Origin of the sequence: Tamlana carrageenivorans, from assembly GCF_002893765.1 — a bacterium.
Lineage (GTDB): Bacteria > Bacteroidota > Bacteroidia > Flavobacteriales > Flavobacteriaceae > Pseudotamlana > Pseudotamlana carrageenivorans.
On record NZ_CP025938.1, the window covers coordinates 1,660,043 to 1,678,553 of the forward strand.

Genomic DNA, 18,511 nt, shown 5'->3' on the forward strand with positions numbered 1-18,511 from the left:
TCTTAAATGGCTGTTTTAGTTAAAACTTTAATGTTTTCATTTTGATAGCTCAATTGAAATCCTAAACTAATTAAATTGGGTGTCTCCAGTTGCCTACTGCTATTCAATAGAATAATCTGATTGAGATTATTAAGAAAAGGTTTCAGCATATTTTCATGAGTTATTTGCCTGGAATTTAAAATTAAAACTTTTGCCTGAAATGCCCCTAAGGCTTCGACGCTATTTGTACAGGTTATTTGACGTGTTTTGGTGATATAAGTGTTTTGAATAGTACCCCTATTTTTTGAATTTTCAATATAAGAAAAGATCTTTCGGTCTGTCGAATGTAATGCTAATAGGAGGCTTAATTGCCCGGCATCGTTAGTAATATGTGCAATTGAGGTTTTAAGTTCAACGTGATTTAAAATCTGGTAGTAATCGTTTTGGTGTGTCTTTATATCTAAGCGCACTTTTTTATAAAGCGCCTGTCCTTTATAGCGATAATCGTCTAAAAGCATTTTATGAAAGTAGGTTGGGCCTTCTTTTTCCTTTCTAAATCTATGGAATTCCTTTCTAAAATAGGCGCCTATTTGTTTGGCGTGTTGCGAATAGTTGTCTCCAAAGGCCTTGTTGTTTGGTGTGATGCGATCTAATATTTTAATATTAAGATGGCCTTCTCTTATAACCGATTCGCCTTTAGGTATAATTTCCGAATTACCGTGAATAAGCACCGGAATAATATCCAAATTGAATTGCTGGGCAAGGTAAAAAGCGCCTTTATGAAAGCGTTTAATTTTATGAGTTGTAGAGCGTGTTCCTTCAGGAAAAGCCATTAGGGTGTAACCTTGATCTACTTTTTCTTTTAAATGCTCGAGCCCCTTGTTTATACCATTCGATACGGGGTAAAACCCAGCCAATTGTACAGCTTTCCCGAAAATGGGCGAGTTATAAACCCAATCGTTTACCAAAAATATAATTTTAGGGTGTAACATACCAATAGCCAAAATGTCTAAAAAAGAACTGTGATTCGCGATGATAATGCCTTGCTTTTTAAAATCCTCTTCCGGTTCATTACTAATGCTTTTAATGATAAATGGGTAGGAGTCTAATACAGATTTCATAAATTTTGAAATGCATTTATGAAACCAGTTCATCTTGGTATTTTTTGGCAAAGGGATTATTTTTATGAAGGCCACACTAAAAAGTGAGAGCAGAAAACCTCCCAAACCAAAGTAGGTAAACGATAGAATGGAGTGTACTAATACCTTTAGAGAAACAGGTCGTTTATTGGGGCTGCCAATAAACAGTTTAAATAAAATTGGTTGAATGGTAAACGCTACAAGCATGGCAGATAAAATGCCTATTAAACAAACCAATGATATGGAGTGTAGAGCAGGGTGTTTGGCGCATATTAAAACACCAACACCTAAAATAGTCGTAATTACCGATAGTAAAATAGAGGTTTTATGTGTTGGCAACGCCTTTACGCCAGTACGACACTCTTGAAGCAAGCCATTGGTTATAAAGATGCAGTAGTCTATGCCTAAACCAAAAATAAAGGTTGAAATGATGATATTGAAAATGTTAAATTCAATATAAAAAAAGCCCATAATGCCAATGGTTAATAACCAGGTTAGGCAAATAGGGAAGGCGGTGACTAAGGTTAGTGAAAAGCTTCTGTATGACACCAATAAAATGATTAAAATCACGATAAGGGAATAACCAATAAGCTTATTAAAATCACTTTTAAGATGGCCCAGAAGGTTTTCATTCATTTGCTTTCTGTCTATGATAACTACATGCTCTTGGTTTTTAAAGCGGTTTAAAATAGGAGCCTCATTTTTTACTTTTACCAAAGTTGTAATGGTCGTGAAATGGTTTTCTGTGGTTAAATAATCATCTACAGAAAACGATTTTAAAACTTTATAATCCGTGCTTTTTAGGGGTTTGAAATCTTTTTCTAATAGATTATAGAAGGCTTGAAAGGTTGAAGGTTTAAATCCTAAGGCGTTTCCGCTTTCAATAAAATTATTTTTGGTGATGTTAATGGTTTGTTCATCCCAAAAGGCATTCCAGCGGGCCATTTGTTTTTGTTGTTGTTTTTCCGAATGGACTAAGGTGCTTAACGAGCTATAGTTGATGAGGGCCTTACTGTTTTTTAAATCCTCTAGTTCGTTTAAAACGGCTTCATTAACTTGTAAAGTGTTTTCTTCGGAAGTGCCATAAGCGGCAATATACAGCGATTTAGAACTGCTGTTAATGAGGGTGTCTAAACGGGCTTCTGAAGCTTTTAAATGCTCAGGCTGATAATTAAGTTGGGTAAGGTCGTTGTTGAATTTCACCGTATTGTAGGCAAAAAGGCTTGCTATACACAGTAAAATTACAGTGATTACGGCCCACTTTTTTTGGTGCAGGTTATAGGAAGCAATTTTATCTAACAAGGTATTTCTATGCGTCTTGGTGGCAGTTTTGCGATAGACATTCGGAATAAATAATAAAGCAAAAACCGACGATCCCAAAACACTAATGGCAGCAAAAATGCCTAAATCTTGTAGGGCTTGAGAGTTGATAAAAAGCAGACATAAAAAGGCTAAGGCCGTGGTTAAGCTGCTCATTAAAATGGGTTTGGTAATCTCTGTATATAGGTTTTTTACATCGTTTTTGTTTCTAAGGTGTGTTAGTATATGCAACGAATAATCTAACGTCACGCCTAAAAGTACAGAGCCAATACCTAAGGAAATAGCCGAAATTTTTTCACGGATGAGAAACAGCAACCCAATGGCTAGTAAACCTCCAAAAATAGTGGGCACAAATAAAATGATAGGCACACTCAGTTTTCTGTAAAATATGATGAAAATAAGCAGCAATACTGTTAAGGAGATACCTATGGTTAACTTGATGTCTTTTTTTATTTGGTTGGCATTGGCAACCGCGATTAAAAGGCCTCCAAAATACTCGCACTGTACTTGGCCCTTAAAAGTCTCATTTAATTGGCTATTGGTTTGATATAAATTTTCGGCAAACAAGGTGTTTTTTGAGGTTTCGTTGGCGTCTAAAACCGGAGTGATAAATAATAGAATATGTGATTGATCTTCACTTACTAAAAAGCCATTTTGTAAGGTGAAATCGCCGCCAAAGCTTAAATCCTGTAACTTTTTTAAGGCGGTTAGGGAAAGACCTAAGGGGTCCTTCAAAATTAAATCCTTAGCCATAAAACCTGAAGGTGAAATTAAGGTTTTATAGTTTTGAATAGTAGTAGCCTTAATGCTGTCTTCATTTATTTTTTGTGCTAAAAGCGTGTAGTCATTCTCGTCTAAAAACAAGGGCAGGTTGTTGTAAACAAAATCGATGGTATTTTGCATGTCGGTATTGTCAAACCGGCCTTGAATGTTTTTAATATAGGGTTCCGAATTTTTTGTAACACTATCTATAAATTGGGAGGCATATTGGGTAAGTTCATCTACCGAAGCTTCAGGCGTTTTGCTAATGTGAACGATAATTTTATCGGTAAAATTTACTTGGCCTAAAACCTTGTGTAAATCGGAATTAGCTTCGGTGGTTGGAATGAGTTTACTTATGTCTTCTTCAAATTCAATTTTTGAAGCGGTGAAGATTAAAGTTGAAAATAAAAGGAGTAATAGCCCGAAACCCCACGCTTTTCTAGCGTGTATATAGGCGTATATGTTGTAAAATAGCTTATGCATTAACTACCGATTCTTTTTTCTTTTGAAGCCCAGAAAAAAGCAAATAACTTAACGGTCCAACAATAATAGCTGCTATGGTAGCTAAACTGAAACTCCCTATAATGTATGTTTTGAGGTGTTTTAGGACTTCAAGATTTCGGTTCATGTCATTAATATTAAAGGTTTCTTCTTGGCCTAAAATAAAATTTCCTAATACAAAACTCACAAACACAATAAAAGGGATGAAAGGTGGTATACTTATATTAGAAAAGGTAAAAGCAATGGCCTTATTCAGTTTGAAAACTACCGATAAAAAAATCACCAAAACCGAATGTAAACCCCACAAAGGTGTTAGACCAATAAACACACCTAAAGTTAGTGATAAGGCCTTTTTTTTAGGCGAGTCGTTCTGACTAATAAAGTCTTCAATCACATAGCGTTTAATTCCTTTTTTTTTTAGTTTTCTGAAGAAATCCCTGGGTTTGATATATAAAAAGGTGAGTATCACAAACCATGTGTTTAAGATGCTAATGCGTGTAAAATCTTTAAAAGGCCGAAAATGTGACACGCGCTCTGCTTCATCATATAAAATGTTAATAGGAATGTTTTTTACCGCGGTGCCTTTCCAAGCAGCTCTTACAATAATTTCAATTTCAAATTCAAATTTTGAGGTGTAGAATCTCAAATTTTTCAAATGACCAATAGGATATAGGCGGAAGCCCGATTGGGTGTCTTGTAACTCAATTCCCGTTTCTAACTTATACCAAAAATTTGAAAATTTATTTCCGAAACTGCTTTTCTTGGGAACACCTTCTTGGTTCATGTTACGGGAGCCAATTAACAACAGGTTTTTGTTGTTACTTTGTTTTAAAGTTTCTAAAAAAACGGGAATGTCCTCTGGGAAATGTTGCCCGTCCGAATCAATGGTTATCGCGTACTCGTAACCTAAGCGTAAGGCTTCTTGGAACCCAGCTCTTAACGCCTGACCTTTGCCTTTGTTTTCTGGAAAATGAATTTGATTTAAATTCGGGTACTGTTTAATAATCTCAGCCGTGTTATCGGTAGCGCCATCATTTACAATAATGATATGGTTGGAGTGTTTTAAAACCCCGTCAATAACCTTTTGCAACGTGTTTTGGTTGTTATAGGTAGGTATAATTACGCAACAAGGCAATTGGTTTGGCTTCGTTTGTACTACAGTCTCTTTCATTAATGGTTGGCATTTGATTGATGCCAATCAAATAGGTGTTTTTTACAAATATAATATTATAGCCTATATAACATAAAATATGCCTTATAATTCGAGTACATCGTCATAAAAATGATGTGCTCCTGGAGTGTATCTAACCCCGTTGAATCTTTGATATAATGGTTTTAGCATTAAATGCAAATGTACTAGAAACCTATCATTTTAAATCGCTTTTGGTATGCCTAAATATGGATTGATGATTTGAAGGATAGGATCCCATAAAAAAAGCATCTATTGAGTGAATAGATGCTTAATAGTATTATGGTTTAAAGTATTTACTTTAGTTTATTTTCAATAAGATTGTAGAAATCTTGCAGTGTTGTTACATTTATAAAATCATCACCTACTAGTTTTACACCAAAATTAGATTCAATGGCTACTACTAAATCAACAAAATCTAAACTATCTAGTTCTAGGGTTTCTTTTAAATTTGCTGAAGGCGTGATGTCCTCCGATTCTACTTCAAACTCATCAATAAGAAAGTCGTTTATTTTTTCAATAATAACTTCTTTTTCCATCTGTATTTTATAATTTTTTTATGATTAATGCTGAATTTGTCCCCCCAAATCCAAAAGAATTGGACAAAAATACATCAATTTTTTTATCTATTGTTTTGCTTACTAAATTTAATTTGCTCGCATCTTCATCGGGATTTTCCAAATTAATATTAGGGGCAATAAAAGAATTTTGCATCATAAGCATCGAGTAAATTACTTCACTGGCTCCTGCCATCCAACATTCATGTCCGGTCATCGATTTTGTAGAACTTACAAGGGGGCCATGTTCTCCAAAAACTTCAAATAAGGCTTTGGCTTCATTGCTATCGCCAATAAGGGTAGATGTGGCGTGGGCATTAACATAGTCAATTTGGTTTGTAGCGATATTAGCCTGTTTAATGGCTTTTTTCATGGCGCGTGATGGGCCTTCTACATTTGGACTTGAAATGTGGTCGCCGTTTGATGAAAAACCATAACCAACAATTTCTGCCAAAATAGGCGCTCCACGTTTTACTGCCGATTCGTAACTCTCTACAATTAAAGTGGCACCACCACCACTTGGCACTAAGCCATCACGGTTTTTGTCGAAAGGTCTCGAGGCTTTTGCTGGCGTGTCTGTTTGTACAGAAAAAACACCTAAACCATCAAAACTTCCCATGGCGAGTTCGTTTATTTCTTGAGCCCCACCACAAATAATACAGTCCTGAAGTCCGCTTTTTATAAGCTGATAGGCCATACCAATGGCATGCGAACCACTGGCGCAAGCAGCACTTACCGTAAAATTAATGCCTGTTAATTTAAAGATGGTTGCCAAATTCATGGTAACAGAGGAGTTCATGCCTTTAAAAATGGCTCCAGAACCAACCAAAGTTGTGTCTTTTTTTTCTCTAATAATATCTGTAGATTCTACAACAGATTTTGCCGTGCTATCATTACCGTATAGAATACCAACTTCATGGGTGTTTAAATAGTCTTGCGTAATTTTTGCATTTTCTAGAGCTTCTGTGGTTGCCACATAGGCATAGGCACCCTCTTCACCTAAACTGATGCGTTGTCTTCGGCTAAGTTGTTTTTTTAAATTCGGAACATCTACCATGCCAGTTAAGCAAGATCGAAATCCGAATGGTTTTCTTTTTTCATCAAAAATAATTCCCGAAGTTCCGTTATACAAGGACTGTTTAACTTCTTGTAAGTTTTTGCCAATGCATGAATAAATGCCCATGCCTGTAATTACAACTCTTCTCATTTTTGGCTTATTTAGGAGTAAATACCCCCATTAATATTGATAACCTCTCCTGTGATATAAGAAGCTTTCTTGGAAGCTAGAAATGATACCAGATGGGCAACTTCCTCGGGGTTACCAAAACGGTTTGCTGGTACTAATTTTTTTAGTTCTTTTTCATTCAAGTCTCCCGTCATATCGGTTTTAATAAAGCCAGGAGCTACTGCATTTACTGTAATATTTCTTTTGGCAATTTCTTGAGCTAGGGCTTTTGTTGCCGAAATTACAGCCCCCTTTGCAGCCGAATAGTTGGTTTGACCAGGTGTTCCTTTTAGTCCAGAAACAGAAACTAAATTAATAATACGGCCATATTTGTTAATTAGTAACTTTTGAATGAGATGGTTGGTCACATTAAAAAATCCGTTGAGACTGGTGTTTATAACAGCGTTCCAGTCTTCAGGTTTCATCCACATAAATAAGCCGTCTTTTGTTATTCCAGCGTTATTCACAATCACTTCAATAATATCATCTTTGTGTGCTTCCTGCCAGGTGTCTAGAGCTTGTGCGACCTCTTCTAGGTTTGAAACGTTAAAAGGAAGTAATTCTCCCTGTCCGCCAGCTTCTTCAACGGCTTTTAAAGTATCTAAAGCAGCTTCTTTATTGCTGTTGTAGTTTATAATGATGTGGTAATCAGAGTCTTTAGCCAATTGTGTGCAAATGGCTTTGCCAATACCTCGCGATCCTCCGGTTACTAATGCATATTTTGTCATAACTATTTGGCGCTTAATTATACTATATTGTTTTCATGATTCATAAGAAAGGCTTTAACGTCATTCACATAGGGATACATAATGACATCTTCCTTAAACACAGGGACTAATTTTCTAATAGCATCGTAAGCTTTTTTAGTTTTTGATGAAATTTTATCCTGAAAACCTAAATATTCTATAGCCTGTACAATAGTTATTAATTCTATGGCCATGACTTCATAAGCATTTTCTACAACCTTTTTGGTAATCAGTGCCGCATTGGTGCCCATGCTTACAACATCTTGATTGTCATTGTTGTTAGGGATGCTATGCACATACATTGGGTTGGAAAGCATTTGGTTTTCTGCTGTTGTTGAGGTTGCTGTAAATTGAACACCCTGCATTCCAAAATTAAGTCCTAAAGTCCCTAAATTAACAAATGCGGGAAGGGTATTGTTAAGGTTGGGGTTTAATAAATAGTTAAGTTGACGCTCGGCTAGCATGCTCATTTTGGTTACCACTAATTTTAGTTTGTCCATTTCTAAAGAAACATAGTCGCCGTGAAAATTACCTCCATGATACACGTGTTGTTTTTCAACGCTTACAATAGGGTTGTCGTTGGCTGAGTTGACCTCTTCCATTAATATACGCTCCACGTCATTTAGGGTGTCTAGAACAGGACCTAAAATTTGAGGAACGCAACGAATGGAGTAATATTCTTGTACTTTTTCTTCAAAAACCCTAACATCTGGATTTTTGTTGTACAGGAATTCCTCGCGTTTTCTAGTAAGTTGACTATCTTCTAAATGCTCCCGCATGCGCTTGGCAATGTCACGTTGGCCTTTATGTTTTTTACTTTGATTGAGTTCTAAAGATAAATGATCGTCGTAGGCCTGCATGATTTCATTAATGGCTGAAGCACATAAAATCCCCCAGTTTAGTAAACGTCGGGTATTAATGGTGTTTACAATGCCAATACCTGTCATGACCGAAGTCCCATTCATTAAAGCTAAGCCTTCACGCAATACCACAGAAATAGGCTTTAAGTTTTCAATTTCGAAAACCTCTTTTGTCGAACGGAATTCGCCTTTATAAATAACTTCGCCTTCACCAATTAAAACAAGCGCTAAATGGGCTAACTGAACTAAATCGCCACTGGCACCTACGCCACCATGTTCGTAAATTAATGGTGTTATGTTTCTGTTTATAAGCTCTGTCATTAACTCAATAACCGATTTATGAACCCCAGAATGCCCTAAAGACAGGGTGTTTAATCGGGCTAGCATGGCTGCTTTTACATATTGCGGAGCGATAACTTTTCCAGTTCCAGAGGCGTGACTTCTAATTAAATTGTATTGGAGTTTAATGCGGTCTTCATCGTTTATTTTATACTGAGCCATAGGACCAAAGCCCGTATTAACGCCATAGATGGTTTTATTTTGAGAAAAATCTTTTAAAAAATTAAAACTATTTTCTATGGTTTGATATACGCTAGGATCAATTTCTAAAGGGTTGTTTTCAAAAATAATTTTATAAAATTCTTCAATCCTAAGAGTTCCTTCCAGTTTTACCATCTATATCGTTTTGGTGTGTAAATAAGAGTTTTAATAACGGCTTGTAAAGTAGTTATTTTGGTGTGCAAATTTAGAATAATAAATGATTTTTTTATAAGAAGATGTTTGTAGATTGTAATGTTGTAGGCGGTTATTTTGGTTTTTTTACAAAAATGCCTACAATTTCACTTCAGAATAATAGAAAATTGGCGTTTCAAGTAGACTTCATTTCAGCCGTTTAAATTCTAAAATTTTCAAAGGAAATTATAGGCAATGTTTGTTGTTTTTACATCTGTTTTTTATGGTAAAATAATGTTTGCATTAGGCTTTCCGTAAGGTTTTCCCCTAATATTTCTTACGTAACCAAAATGATACACGCACGAGTAATATAAGGGCAGGTACTTCAACCAAGGGCCCAATAACACCGGTAAAAGCTTGACCAGAGTTTAATCCGAAAACAGCTATAGCTACGGCTATGGCAAGTTCAAAATTATTCCCGGCAGCCGTAAAAGCCACTGCAGCTGTTTTGTCATATTCGGCGCCCATGGCTTTTGTAACGAAAAATCCAATAATAAACATGAGGGCAAAATAAATAAGTAATGGTACGGCGATGATAAGGACATCCATTGGAATTTCAACAATCAATTCGCCTTTAAGCGAGAACATCACTATGATTGTAAAGAGTAAAGCAATCAGTGTTAAAGGTGAAATGGCAGGAATGAATTTGGTATTATACGAATGCTCACCCTTTAATTTCACAAGGATAAGTCTGCTTAATATCCCTAATAAAAACGGAATACCAAGGTAAATCGCGACGCTTTCGGCTATAGTAGCTATGGAAATATCCACTATAGCACCTTCAAAACCAAAATAAGGCGGTAATATGGTTATAAATATCCAGGTGTAAAAGCTGTAAGCGAAAACCTGAAATATACTGTTTAAGGCTACCAGGCCGGCACCATATTCTGCATTACCATCGGCGAGGTCATTCCAAACCAAAACCATTGCAATGCAGCGTGCTAAACCTATTAAAATTAAGCCTACCATGTATTCTGGATAATCCCTTAAAAAGGTAATGGCTAGAATAAACATCAGTATGGGACCCACGATCCAGTTTAAAAGGAGTGAGATGGATAAGATTTTAGTGTTTTTAAAAACCTTGGGCAGTAAGGCATAATTCACTTTGGCTAATGGGGGATACATCATTAATATCAGTCCGATAGCTATTGGAATATTAGTGGTTCCAACGCTAAATGAATCGATAATTTGAGGAAACGACGGTACAAAAAATCCGATACCTACGCCAATAGCCATGGCTATAAAAATCCAAAGGGTAAGGTAGGAGTCTAAAAAGCTTAATTTTTTATTTGCGGCCATTTTATGCGTTTATTTGTGAGTAGACATAGTATAATTCGGTAGCTATTTGTATGCTTCTTTCATTATATTTTTCGGCTTGTTGCGGTGTGCCATCAAAGGCTTTGGGGTCTTGGAAGGTAATTGGAATTCGTTTTTCAGCTCCAGCTATAAATGGGCAACCACCGTCGGCTTGGGAGCAGGTCATAATGGCTGCAAACGCTGAAGTTGGGTTAAACGGGGCATCTAATTTTTTGGAAAATCCAATAATGGGATGGGCGTTTTTGGTGTATTTTATACTGTATACGGGATTGTTATTTTCCGATAGGGTTTCTATCTCAAATCCGGTGTTTTTTAAAGTGTCGGCCACCACGGGAAAAAGGGCTGTAGCTTCGGTTCCTCCAGAATAGCAAAACACTTTTTCAATATTAAAATGATAAGCTAAGGTTTGTGCCCATACTTGCGACAAATGACTGCGTCGGGAATTATGGGTGCAAATAAAGTTGATGCGTATGTCTTGTTTAGCATCTACTTTGGCTTGAATAAAATCGATTAAGGGTTGTAGGGTTTCTTTACGTTCCTTAGAAATACTATCAATATTTAAGGTTGAAATGGTGGTTTCAATATTTTTAAAAAGGCTCATTTTTTTGTTCTATTTGTGCTTTAAAATTTTTAAGAGGTATTAGCAACAGCCACTATTAGGTGTGCAGCTTGAAGCCGAAGGGGTTTGAATTTCTGAAAGTTTCATTTTTGGCTTTTCTTGAGGTATACCACAGTTGTCTTTAGCAAGGCAATCGGTTTGTTTTGTAACTAGAAGAAAGTGCTTGCCGTTAAATTCCAAGCCGTATTTTCCAATAGTGTTGCCTTGGTATTCGACTTCGATTTCCAAATCATCAAGCTCTAAGACTTTTTCTGATAGTTCTATGATATGTAGTAATTTCTCAGGATGTAATCTGTGGTCGTAATCGTTGGTACTCCACAATTGAAAATTGGCTACTTCTTCTTGGCGTACCGTGCCGCCGCAGTCAATAAAGTGTTTGGTTATTTTTCCAACTTCGGTAACGTGAAAATGACTAGGTACCAATTCACCATTTGGTAACTCAAAAGCTATTTTATCTAGGGTGTTTAGTTTATTTTTTACTTCCGATAGTGTCATAATAATTCTTTTTTTATTGGAATAATACGATTAATGAGTATAAATTTTTTAACAACAATCTTGTTTTGTAGGGAGGTCTTGATCTAGAAATTCGGACATCACAGTTTTCATTTGTGCCCATTTTTCATGGTTTATACAATAGCAAACACTTGTACCTTCAACCGTTCCTTTTATTAATCCCAGTTGTTTTAACTCTTTTAAATGTTGCGAGATTGTAGGTTGTGCTAAGCCTATTTCGTTAACCAAATCGCCGCAAACACAGCTGTCTATTTTAAACAAGTGTTGTAAAATAGTTACTCGAGCAGGGTGACTAAAGGCTTTTGAAATTAAGGAAATTTCATTTTGTAAGTCGGTAAACATTTCTGTTTTGGCTAATCCCATAGTTATATATTTGTATATTGCAATATTACGATAAATAAATGAAAACCGAATTATTTTTTGTTTATTTTTTAGGCGAGCTTGATTTATGATGTTGATATTATGGGTTAATTGGATAGCGGCCCATGGAATGCTTCGCCATTCATTCGAAAAACAAAAAAAGCTGCTATTGATTATATTCAATAACAGCTTTTTGTATCATGCTATAATGATTTTTTTTCTACTTTTTAGATCCAAAAATCTTGTTAATAATAAGATTTGTAGAATATCTAGTTGCTAACCATCTGAGTTTTTCAGGAATCCAATTAACAGGATTCAAGCTTTCAGTATATTCGTACTTCAGCATTTTTAATTCTTCTAAGGCGATTTTACGTTCTAAATCTAAAATTTTTAAATCGCGTTCAATGCTTTTTGTGTTTTTATATGACTTCATACTAATTAAAAAACTTTTCAGAAAGTTTGCTGACTATAAAATTGCTCATATGTTTTCTTAACATAAATGCAATTATAGACAATATAACAAAACCCCCACCTACAATTAAAAAACCTTGCGTGTAGTTTCCTAAAGATTTACCAATAAGAAAAGCCAAAGCAATGGCTAAAAACGTTAAGCCAATAACTAACAAACTACCAATAAATATGGTTTTAAAAACGATACCAAAGGAGGTTGTTAATTGTTGAAATATTTTGAGTTTATAGTACTCGTAAGAGGTATGAAAAAACTTCTCACTAACTTGTTTTGCTTTTTTATTAGTGTTGGTTAAGGAGTCGTTTAAACTCATATGTATTTATGATTTTTGTAAATTTTTGTTTTTCTCTTTAAGATCTTTTAATTTTTTCTCAAGTGTTGATATGATATCTTCTGCTTTATAGCTAACATCAGATACAATGGCCTCAACATGCTCGTCTAAACTCTGTTTTTTTACAGATGCCGTACTCAAGGCTTGCTCTTTTAAATCGTGAGCTAAATTAGTTAATTTATGTTTAGCAGTATCAGCTTCGTCACTAATACGTTGTCTTGTATTTTCCCCTTTGTCTGGAGCAAATAAAATTCCTAAAACCGCACCAATTGCTGTTCCTGCTAGAAGTCCTAAAAATGTGTTACCATGATCATTCATAATATATGTTTTTAATAATTAATGCAATACAAGTATACAATATACAAAATGATTTAATCACTTGAAAGAATTTAAAGACTAAAGTAAAGCACGCCTTACAACTTTAAATGTTACATTTTGAAGCTACTTGTTTACGTTATGTAAATGTATATCTGGATAATGCATTTATGGCCGACACCAGATGTCGTTTATTGCTTTTGTCTTTCCATCTATCTTTGTGTGAAAATAAAATATATAGCACGTGAATAATTTATTAGGTAACAAGAAAAAAGAAATAGGATTTTATGAAAATCCGAATCTTAAAGCTTTCAGTAAAACATTAAATACCGAACAATTAGAGGCCATGGTTCATGTCTTTTTTTTAGTAGTCACGGCCGATGAGTTTGCTTTAAATTTGAGGATGTACAATTACATACATGATCAGTTTAATGCTCTAGGATTTGATATCAAGAAGGCTTATGTTCATAAATATGCTTCAAAAGCCGATATAGAAGCCTATGGCGTTTTAGCAAATATGAGTCATGAACAAAAAAAATGGTTTGAAATCGCTTTACATACAATGCTTTACGATATTCATGTTTCTCCTACTAACAAGCAAATTGAGCAGTATAATATTATTTGTGATAAGGCGTTGAATATTCATGTTAGCCAAGCTATTCATTAATACCTTTTATGAAAATTAAAGCCTTATCAATATTTCAAGATTTACAAAATAATGGACTTTATACTTTTAGTGCCATCCAGCAATGGCTGTTACAATTTGAAACTGAATTTACAGATTTAAAGTACAACTGGGATTGCTCGAATTCGGAATGCTGTTATAAATATACGGGATCTTGCTCGTGTGCTACTAAAGCTGATGCTTTTCTTTTTTTAACCTTATACCACAAGCTTTTGGAGTTTTCGTTTTATCATAAAAATGAGCCATATGCCCGAAATGAATTGCTGGATTATGAAAAGATTAAAAATGATAGTTATAAAAGTAAAAAATGGGTTGTAAGAAACGAAAAAATAGCAGGTAATGATTGTTTTGAGTTTTTAATGAGTTATTACAGCTATGCCCATAATCCTGAACATTTACTTGTGGTTGATGAGCGTTTATTGGGCTACAATATTTTTGTTGATGCTAAAGATTTTAGACATCTCATCTTATTTTTGCAAACTTTTGATGATTTGTTTTGGATTCAAAAAATATATCCTGAAAGTGATATGTTATGTGCCTTCGAGTGAGGAGCCCCAGCTTTAATCATCAAATAGAAAATGATCAAAATCACCTTCAATAAATCGTGGGGGGTAGTCCAACCCTAAGGTTTCTTGTAATGCTTTATCTTCCCACACATTTTTTAATCCAATTTCTAAGTTTAAATGGTAATTATCGTCCCGTTCGGTATAACCACACAGTAAATATTTTTTATTTAGTTTTTTGAAATATCTAAAAAATTCGGCCATGATATAAAAAATGGTTTCATTGCAATCTCCAGTTATTTCGTACCTGTAATAAATGGGGCGTTCCAAGTAATTGGGATTAATTAAATCGGTTGCTCGAAGGTTTTTATTGGTTATTTCTCTATTTCTAAGTTTTAAATAGGTCGTCTCTTTAATGGGTAAAACGATACAATGTCCGGCATAATACCCCGTTCTTCCTGTAAAAACAAAGTTTAGTTCGGGGAGTAACTTAACCGCTTCTCGAATTAATTCATCATTTACATAACTGTCGTCTTTATGCAGAGAGTCTATGTAATAATTAATGTGCTTGATGTCTAAATCATAGTCAATGGTTCTTATGTTTTGGGTTGTAAGATCGAGTTGATCTTTGTACCATGATAAATTAGGAAGTTCGCTATTTTGCTCTGAAAGGGAATATTTTCTGGTTTTAAAATTATAGAATGTAGGAATAGGAACGGCAGCATTAAGATTATGAATGAGTTGATAGGGCATTAGCGTTGCTAAAACAATATCTTCTTCTTTTTCAGATTTTACTAAGGTTAAATTTTTTTCCCAGCGCTGTATGGTTCGTAAATCCACCTTGATACTTGCAGCGAAATCGATTTGCGAAAGGCCATTAAATTCGCGATAATCTTTAAATAGCTCGCCTATGGAATAATATCTTTTCATCAATGTGTTAAAATGAACAATAAATATAACTAAAAATAGCCTCATGACATTTTATGTCGCCATATTTATGGGTAAGCCCAATTAAATTTGCAAAATGTAACCGAAACCCTGATGGGTTTTTATTAACTAATATATCATGCATCAACGTACAGAAAATGAAAGTTATAGGCCGATTACTTCCTTCGAGCGTCGTGTTTTCATCTATTTACAAATGCTTTCCAAGTTTCGAAAAGCAGACATGTACGGTATGGCTCCCGCTGTAGCTAATTTATTTATGGTGACTCAAGAAAAAGCAGAAAATTTGTTGGTACAATGGTTAATTAATTTCAGAGAAGATGGAGAATATGCTTTGGTTTATGTTCCTAAAAGTTTGGAAGTTTAATGTGTTGATATACGAAATGAAAAATGCAAGTACACTGTTCCCAATATACTAGATAATAATTATAACATGCTTTTAAATAAATTAAAAGAAATTGAAATTGCTATAGATGGCAACGAAAATTCCAATTTGGAGCAAATACAAACTGCTTCGATTTTAAAACATTTATTACTTCAAATTGATTATAAATCTGAACATATTTCAGATTTACCCTTAGAAAGAACTTTAGAGCTTTTAATTCATTTGAAGGGTGAAGCTTTATCTTTAGAAGAAGAAACTATGGTAAGAGCACTATTTGTAAATATGTAAGTTTTTAAGACACCGTGTGTCGCATAAAGTGAGATGCATCGGTCGTAAATTTGTAGTGTAATAGAAGCAGAAATGCTAAGATTTACAAAAGTATTTTAAGTTTAGTGGTTAATTAATGAATTAAAAATTTGAACTGGATTAATAGCAATTTAAAGTTTGATTTTTAAGTTTGGGAGGGTAGCAAGATTTATTTTGTTGCCCTCTTTTTTTTATTAAAATCGTAAGGCTATAGCACTTCGTTATCGTAAAATGTTATGGCATCCTGAAGCGCCCTATCTAATATTTTATTTTCCTTGGCAATGCGTGGTGTTTTCCAGTTAAAATATCTTATAAAATCTGCCAAAATAACCTCGCGATATTGGCTAATACTAGCGATGTCAAAAAATAAACGTCCCGTACGTCTCACAAAAAAGTCTGTTAAACCACTGGTCATTTCATAGTTTATACTAAACCAAAGCTCTGCTCTAATGAGGCCTTCTAATGGTGATTGGTTTTCAAAATCTTTTATTTTGTTTACGATGTCTAAGGCCTTCCTGCCATAATTGGTACAAAGATACCAAGCATGATAATCATTTGGAATTCCTAATTTATTCAGCTTTAAAGCGAGTTCCTTTTGAAATTTTGTAATGTCATTAATGGTGTCAAAAGGTGGGTTTACTAATGGTATTTTTTCGGTTAGAGAGTTTTTTAATTTGCATTTTTTTTCTGAAGACATCCGGTTTAAAACAACATCCAAAACACGTTGGGCCATTTTCCTATAGCCTGTAAGTTTACCTCCTGCTATAGTAATTAATCCTGTTGGTGATTCAAAAATTTCGTCCTTTCTTGATAATTCCGAAGGTCCTTTATCTTTTTCATGAATTAAAGGACGTAATCCTGCCCAACTGGATTCCACATCATTTTCGGTTAAATGTATGTCTGGAAAGGTCTCATGTATAGCTTCTAGTAGGTAGTGTAAATCTTTTTTGGTACTCACAACACGATTTTTATGCCCTGTATAATTGGTATCGGTGGTGCCAACATAAGTGGCACGACCTCTAGGAATAGCAAAAATCATACGTCCGTCCTTCACATCAAAGTAAAGCGCCTGTTTTATAGGTAGTTTATGATGCGGAAATACAATATGAACGCCTTTTGTTAAATGGAGATGTTTATGATTTATAGAATGGTCTGTACGGCGTATCACATCTGCCCATGGACCCGTTGCCGAGATGTAATGTTTAGCCTTAATTTTTAAGGATTTTTCCCCAAGATGATCTTCACAATTTAAACCGTTTATTTTTGAATTTGTATGATAATTGAAAGTTGTGAGTTCGCAGTAATTTATAATGGTAGCTCCAAATGCGGCTGCTGTTTTTAATATTTCGATAGTAAGTCTGGCATCATCGGTACGGTATTCCGCGTAAAAACCACCACCTGTTGTGGCATTAGGGTTAAGTAGGGGTTCTTTTTCTAAGGTTTCTTGCTTGTTTAACATGATTCTTCCGTCAGCTTCAGGTACATCTGCCAAAAAATCATATACTTTTAACCCAATAGAGGTCATTAAAGGACCATAAGTACCTTTCTTAGTTAAAGGTAGCAACATTTTTTCGGGAATGACTAAATGTGGCGCAAGCCTATGTACAATGGCTCGTTCGGACCCAGATTCCCTAACCAAGCCTACTTCAAATTGTTTTAGGTAGCGCAGTCCTCCATGTATGAGTTTCGTGGATTTATTACTGGTGCCCGACGCAAAATCACCTTTTTCAATTAAGCATACATGCAGTCCTCGGGAAGCTGCATCTAAGGCAATGCCAGCCCCTGTAACACCACCGCCAATAATAGCCAAATCGAAAGTGCTTGTTTTTAGCTTTTCGAGGGTGTCTTCTCTTTTATATATTGAAAAATTAGTGGGTGCTTTAGACATATAGGGTAGGGTATAAAAAAAAGATCATCTAGCAAAGTTATTAACCCAATGGATAACCTTTTTTAGATGTTCTGTTAATATATCATGTTTCCACGGATGTGAGGCCCCAAAAACATGATTGGCACCTTCAATGATTTTAAAAGTGCTTTTGCTGTTCCATTTATGCAGGTTTTGTGCTTCTTCGATTAATACGCTGGTATCCTTATCGCCATGAATAATTAGTAAAGGTTGTTTGAGCTTTGAAACGGCTCGTTTAATATTAAGACGTTCTTTGTGCTTGATAAAATCTTCATAAAACTGATAAAAATGTGGCATTTGTTGTTTTGTTCTACCGTTTACTACATATTTTACCCCATCTTTTTTCCACAGCTCAGCATCACCAGAAATGGGGTATCGGTTGGCATAATCGCTAACCCCTGCTAGACTTATTACTTGTTTTACACGCTGGTCTTCATAGGCTTTTATAATCACAATGCCACCAGCTCTGCTATGTCCTAAAAGCGTGATGTTTGTGGGATCTAGTTCATCTTTATAGCTTTGGTTTTCGGTTACCCAATCTATAATGGTTTCCAAATCATCTAACTCTTTACTGTAGTTGTTATTTCCAAAGGCTTCTAGATCGGGAAAATCTATAGGGTTTTCTCGGGTTCCGCCATTAAAGGCAAAATTGAATTTTATAAAAAAGTAATTTAATTCAGCAAAAGCTTTTGCCATTAAATTCCAAGCTCCCCAGTCTTTAAAACCTTTGTAACCATGACAAAATATGAGTACAGGTTTAGGTTTTTTATTACCTTTAAAAAAGATATCGGTTAGTATTGGTTTGTTATGTTTCCCAGGGATACCATTATTTTTTTTGATGATCATA

20 protein-coding genes are annotated in these 18,511 nt (G+C 35.0%); 4 read left to right on the top strand and 16 right to left on the bottom strand.

Annotation, left to right across the window (positions count from 1 at the left end; genetic code table 11):
• Positions 1-2 precede the first annotated feature (2 nt).
• The 13 genes from C1A40_RS07455 to C1A40_RS07515 all read right to left on the bottom strand — a co-directional run bounded on the left by C1A40_RS07455 (position 3) and on the right by C1A40_RS07515 (position 12,937).
• Positions 3-3,683 (bottom strand): MMPL family transporter, encoded by a 3,681-nt coding sequence (locus C1A40_RS07455; RefSeq protein ID WP_102995360.1) that lies wholly within the window; start codon positions 3,681-3,683, stop codon positions 3-5.
• Positions 3,676-4,872 (bottom strand): DUF2062 domain-containing protein, encoded by a 1,197-nt coding sequence (locus tag C1A40_RS07460; protein ID WP_102995361.1) that lies wholly within the window; start codon positions 4,870-4,872, stop codon positions 3,676-3,678. Before C1A40_RS07460 ends, C1A40_RS07455 begins: the two co-directional genes overlap by 8 nt.
• A gap of 314 nt (positions 4,873-5,186) precedes the next feature.
• A complete protein-coding gene (locus C1A40_RS07465; RefSeq protein ID WP_102995362.1) occupies positions 5,187-5,429 on the bottom strand; it encodes an acyl carrier protein in 243 nt (80 codons plus the stop codon).
• Between the two features lie 7 nt (positions 5,430-5,436).
• Positions 5,437-6,654, bottom strand: a complete 1,218-nt coding sequence (locus C1A40_RS07470; protein ID WP_102995363.1) for a beta-ketoacyl-[acyl-carrier-protein] synthase family protein — start codon at positions 6,652-6,654, stop codon at positions 5,437-5,439.
• A gap of 11 nt (positions 6,655-6,665) precedes the next feature.
• Positions 6,666-7,400, bottom strand: a complete 735-nt coding sequence (gene flxB / locus C1A40_RS07475) for a flexirubin biosynthesis SDR family reductase FlxB (RefSeq protein WP_102995364.1) — start codon at positions 7,398-7,400, stop codon at positions 6,666-6,668.
• A 17-nt stretch (positions 7,401-7,417) separates the two neighbouring features.
• A complete protein-coding gene (gene flxA / locus C1A40_RS07480) occupies positions 7,418-8,953 on the bottom strand; it encodes a flexirubin biosynthesis tyrosine ammonia-lyase FlxA (RefSeq protein ID WP_102995365.1) in 1,536 nt (511 codons plus the stop codon).
• 324 nt (positions 8,954-9,277) lie between these two features.
• Entirely contained in the window at positions 9,278-10,309 is a 1,032-nt protein-coding gene (gene arsB / locus C1A40_RS07485; protein WP_102995366.1) for an ACR3 family arsenite efflux transporter, read from the bottom strand.
• 1 nt (position 10,310) lies between these two features.
• Positions 10,311-10,928: an arsenate-mycothiol transferase ArsC gene (locus C1A40_RS07490; RefSeq protein ID WP_102995367.1), complete on the bottom strand. Its 618-nt coding sequence runs from the start codon at positions 10,926-10,928 to the stop codon at positions 10,311-10,313.
• Between the two features lie 39 nt (positions 10,929-10,967).
• Positions 10,968-11,441 (bottom strand): DUF6428 family protein, encoded by a 474-nt coding sequence (locus C1A40_RS07495; protein WP_102995368.1) that lies wholly within the window; start codon positions 11,439-11,441, stop codon positions 10,968-10,970.
• A gap of 48 nt (positions 11,442-11,489) precedes the next feature.
• Positions 11,490-11,822 (bottom strand): ArsR/SmtB family transcription factor, encoded by a 333-nt coding sequence (locus C1A40_RS07500; protein ID WP_102995369.1) that lies wholly within the window; start codon positions 11,820-11,822, stop codon positions 11,490-11,492.
• A 217-nt stretch (positions 11,823-12,039) separates the two neighbouring features.
• Positions 12,040-12,252: a hypothetical protein gene (locus C1A40_RS07505; protein WP_102995370.1), complete on the bottom strand. Its 213-nt coding sequence runs from the start codon at positions 12,250-12,252 to the stop codon at positions 12,040-12,042.
• Between the two features lies 1 nt (position 12,253).
• The gene (locus C1A40_RS07510) at positions 12,254-12,601 is read right to left on the bottom strand and encodes a hypothetical protein (protein ID WP_102995371.1); all 348 of its coding nucleotides are present in this window, start codon (positions 12,599-12,601) and stop codon (positions 12,254-12,256) included.
• Between the two features lie 6 nt (positions 12,602-12,607).
• Positions 12,608-12,937 (bottom strand): YtxH domain-containing protein, encoded by a 330-nt coding sequence (locus C1A40_RS07515; RefSeq protein WP_102995372.1) that lies wholly within the window; start codon positions 12,935-12,937, stop codon positions 12,608-12,610.
• 241 nt (positions 12,938-13,178) lie between these two features.
• On the opposite strand from C1A40_RS07515, the gene C1A40_RS07520 reads away from it, so the two are divergent.
• Together C1A40_RS07520 and C1A40_RS07525 are read left to right on the top strand one after the other, a co-directional pair.
• Positions 13,179-13,601: a hypothetical protein gene (locus tag C1A40_RS07520; RefSeq protein ID WP_102995373.1), complete on the top strand. Its 423-nt coding sequence runs from the start codon at positions 13,179-13,181 to the stop codon at positions 13,599-13,601.
• A gap of 8 nt (positions 13,602-13,609) precedes the next feature.
• Positions 13,610-14,167 carry a hypothetical protein gene (locus C1A40_RS07525; RefSeq protein WP_102995374.1) on the top strand — a complete coding sequence of 186 codons (558 nt, stop codon included), beginning with the start codon at positions 13,610-13,612 and terminating at the stop codon, positions 14,165-14,167.
• Between the two features lie 12 nt (positions 14,168-14,179).
• Here the strand turns inward: C1A40_RS07525 and C1A40_RS07530 are convergent, their stop codons facing one another.
• Complete coding sequence (locus tag C1A40_RS07530; RefSeq protein WP_102995375.1) at positions 14,180-15,052, bottom strand: helix-turn-helix domain-containing protein; 873 nt, start codon at positions 15,050-15,052, stop codon at positions 14,180-14,182.
• Between the two features lie 136 nt (positions 15,053-15,188).
• Between C1A40_RS07530 and C1A40_RS07535 the strand changes: the two genes are divergently transcribed.
• Entirely contained in the window at positions 15,189-15,434 is a 246-nt protein-coding gene (locus C1A40_RS07535) for a hypothetical protein (protein WP_102995376.1), read from the top strand.
• A 66-nt stretch (positions 15,435-15,500) separates the two neighbouring features.
• Positions 15,501-15,740, top strand: a complete 240-nt coding sequence (locus tag C1A40_RS07540; RefSeq protein WP_102995377.1) for a hypothetical protein — start codon at positions 15,501-15,503, stop codon at positions 15,738-15,740.
• A 226-nt stretch (positions 15,741-15,966) separates the two neighbouring features.
• On the opposite strand, the gene C1A40_RS07545 is transcribed toward C1A40_RS07540, so the two are convergent.
• Both C1A40_RS07545 and C1A40_RS07550 read right to left on the bottom strand, forming a co-directional pair.
• Positions 15,967-17,646 carry a glycerol-3-phosphate dehydrogenase/oxidase gene (locus C1A40_RS07545; protein ID WP_102995378.1) on the bottom strand — a complete coding sequence of 560 codons (1,680 nt, stop codon included), beginning with the start codon at positions 17,644-17,646 and terminating at the stop codon, positions 15,967-15,969.
• Positions 17,647-17,670: 24 nt separating this feature from the next.
• Complete coding sequence (locus C1A40_RS07550) at positions 17,671-18,510, bottom strand: alpha/beta hydrolase family protein (RefSeq protein WP_102995379.1); 840 nt, start codon at positions 18,508-18,510, stop codon at positions 17,671-17,673.
• Position 18,511 lies beyond the last annotated feature (1 nt).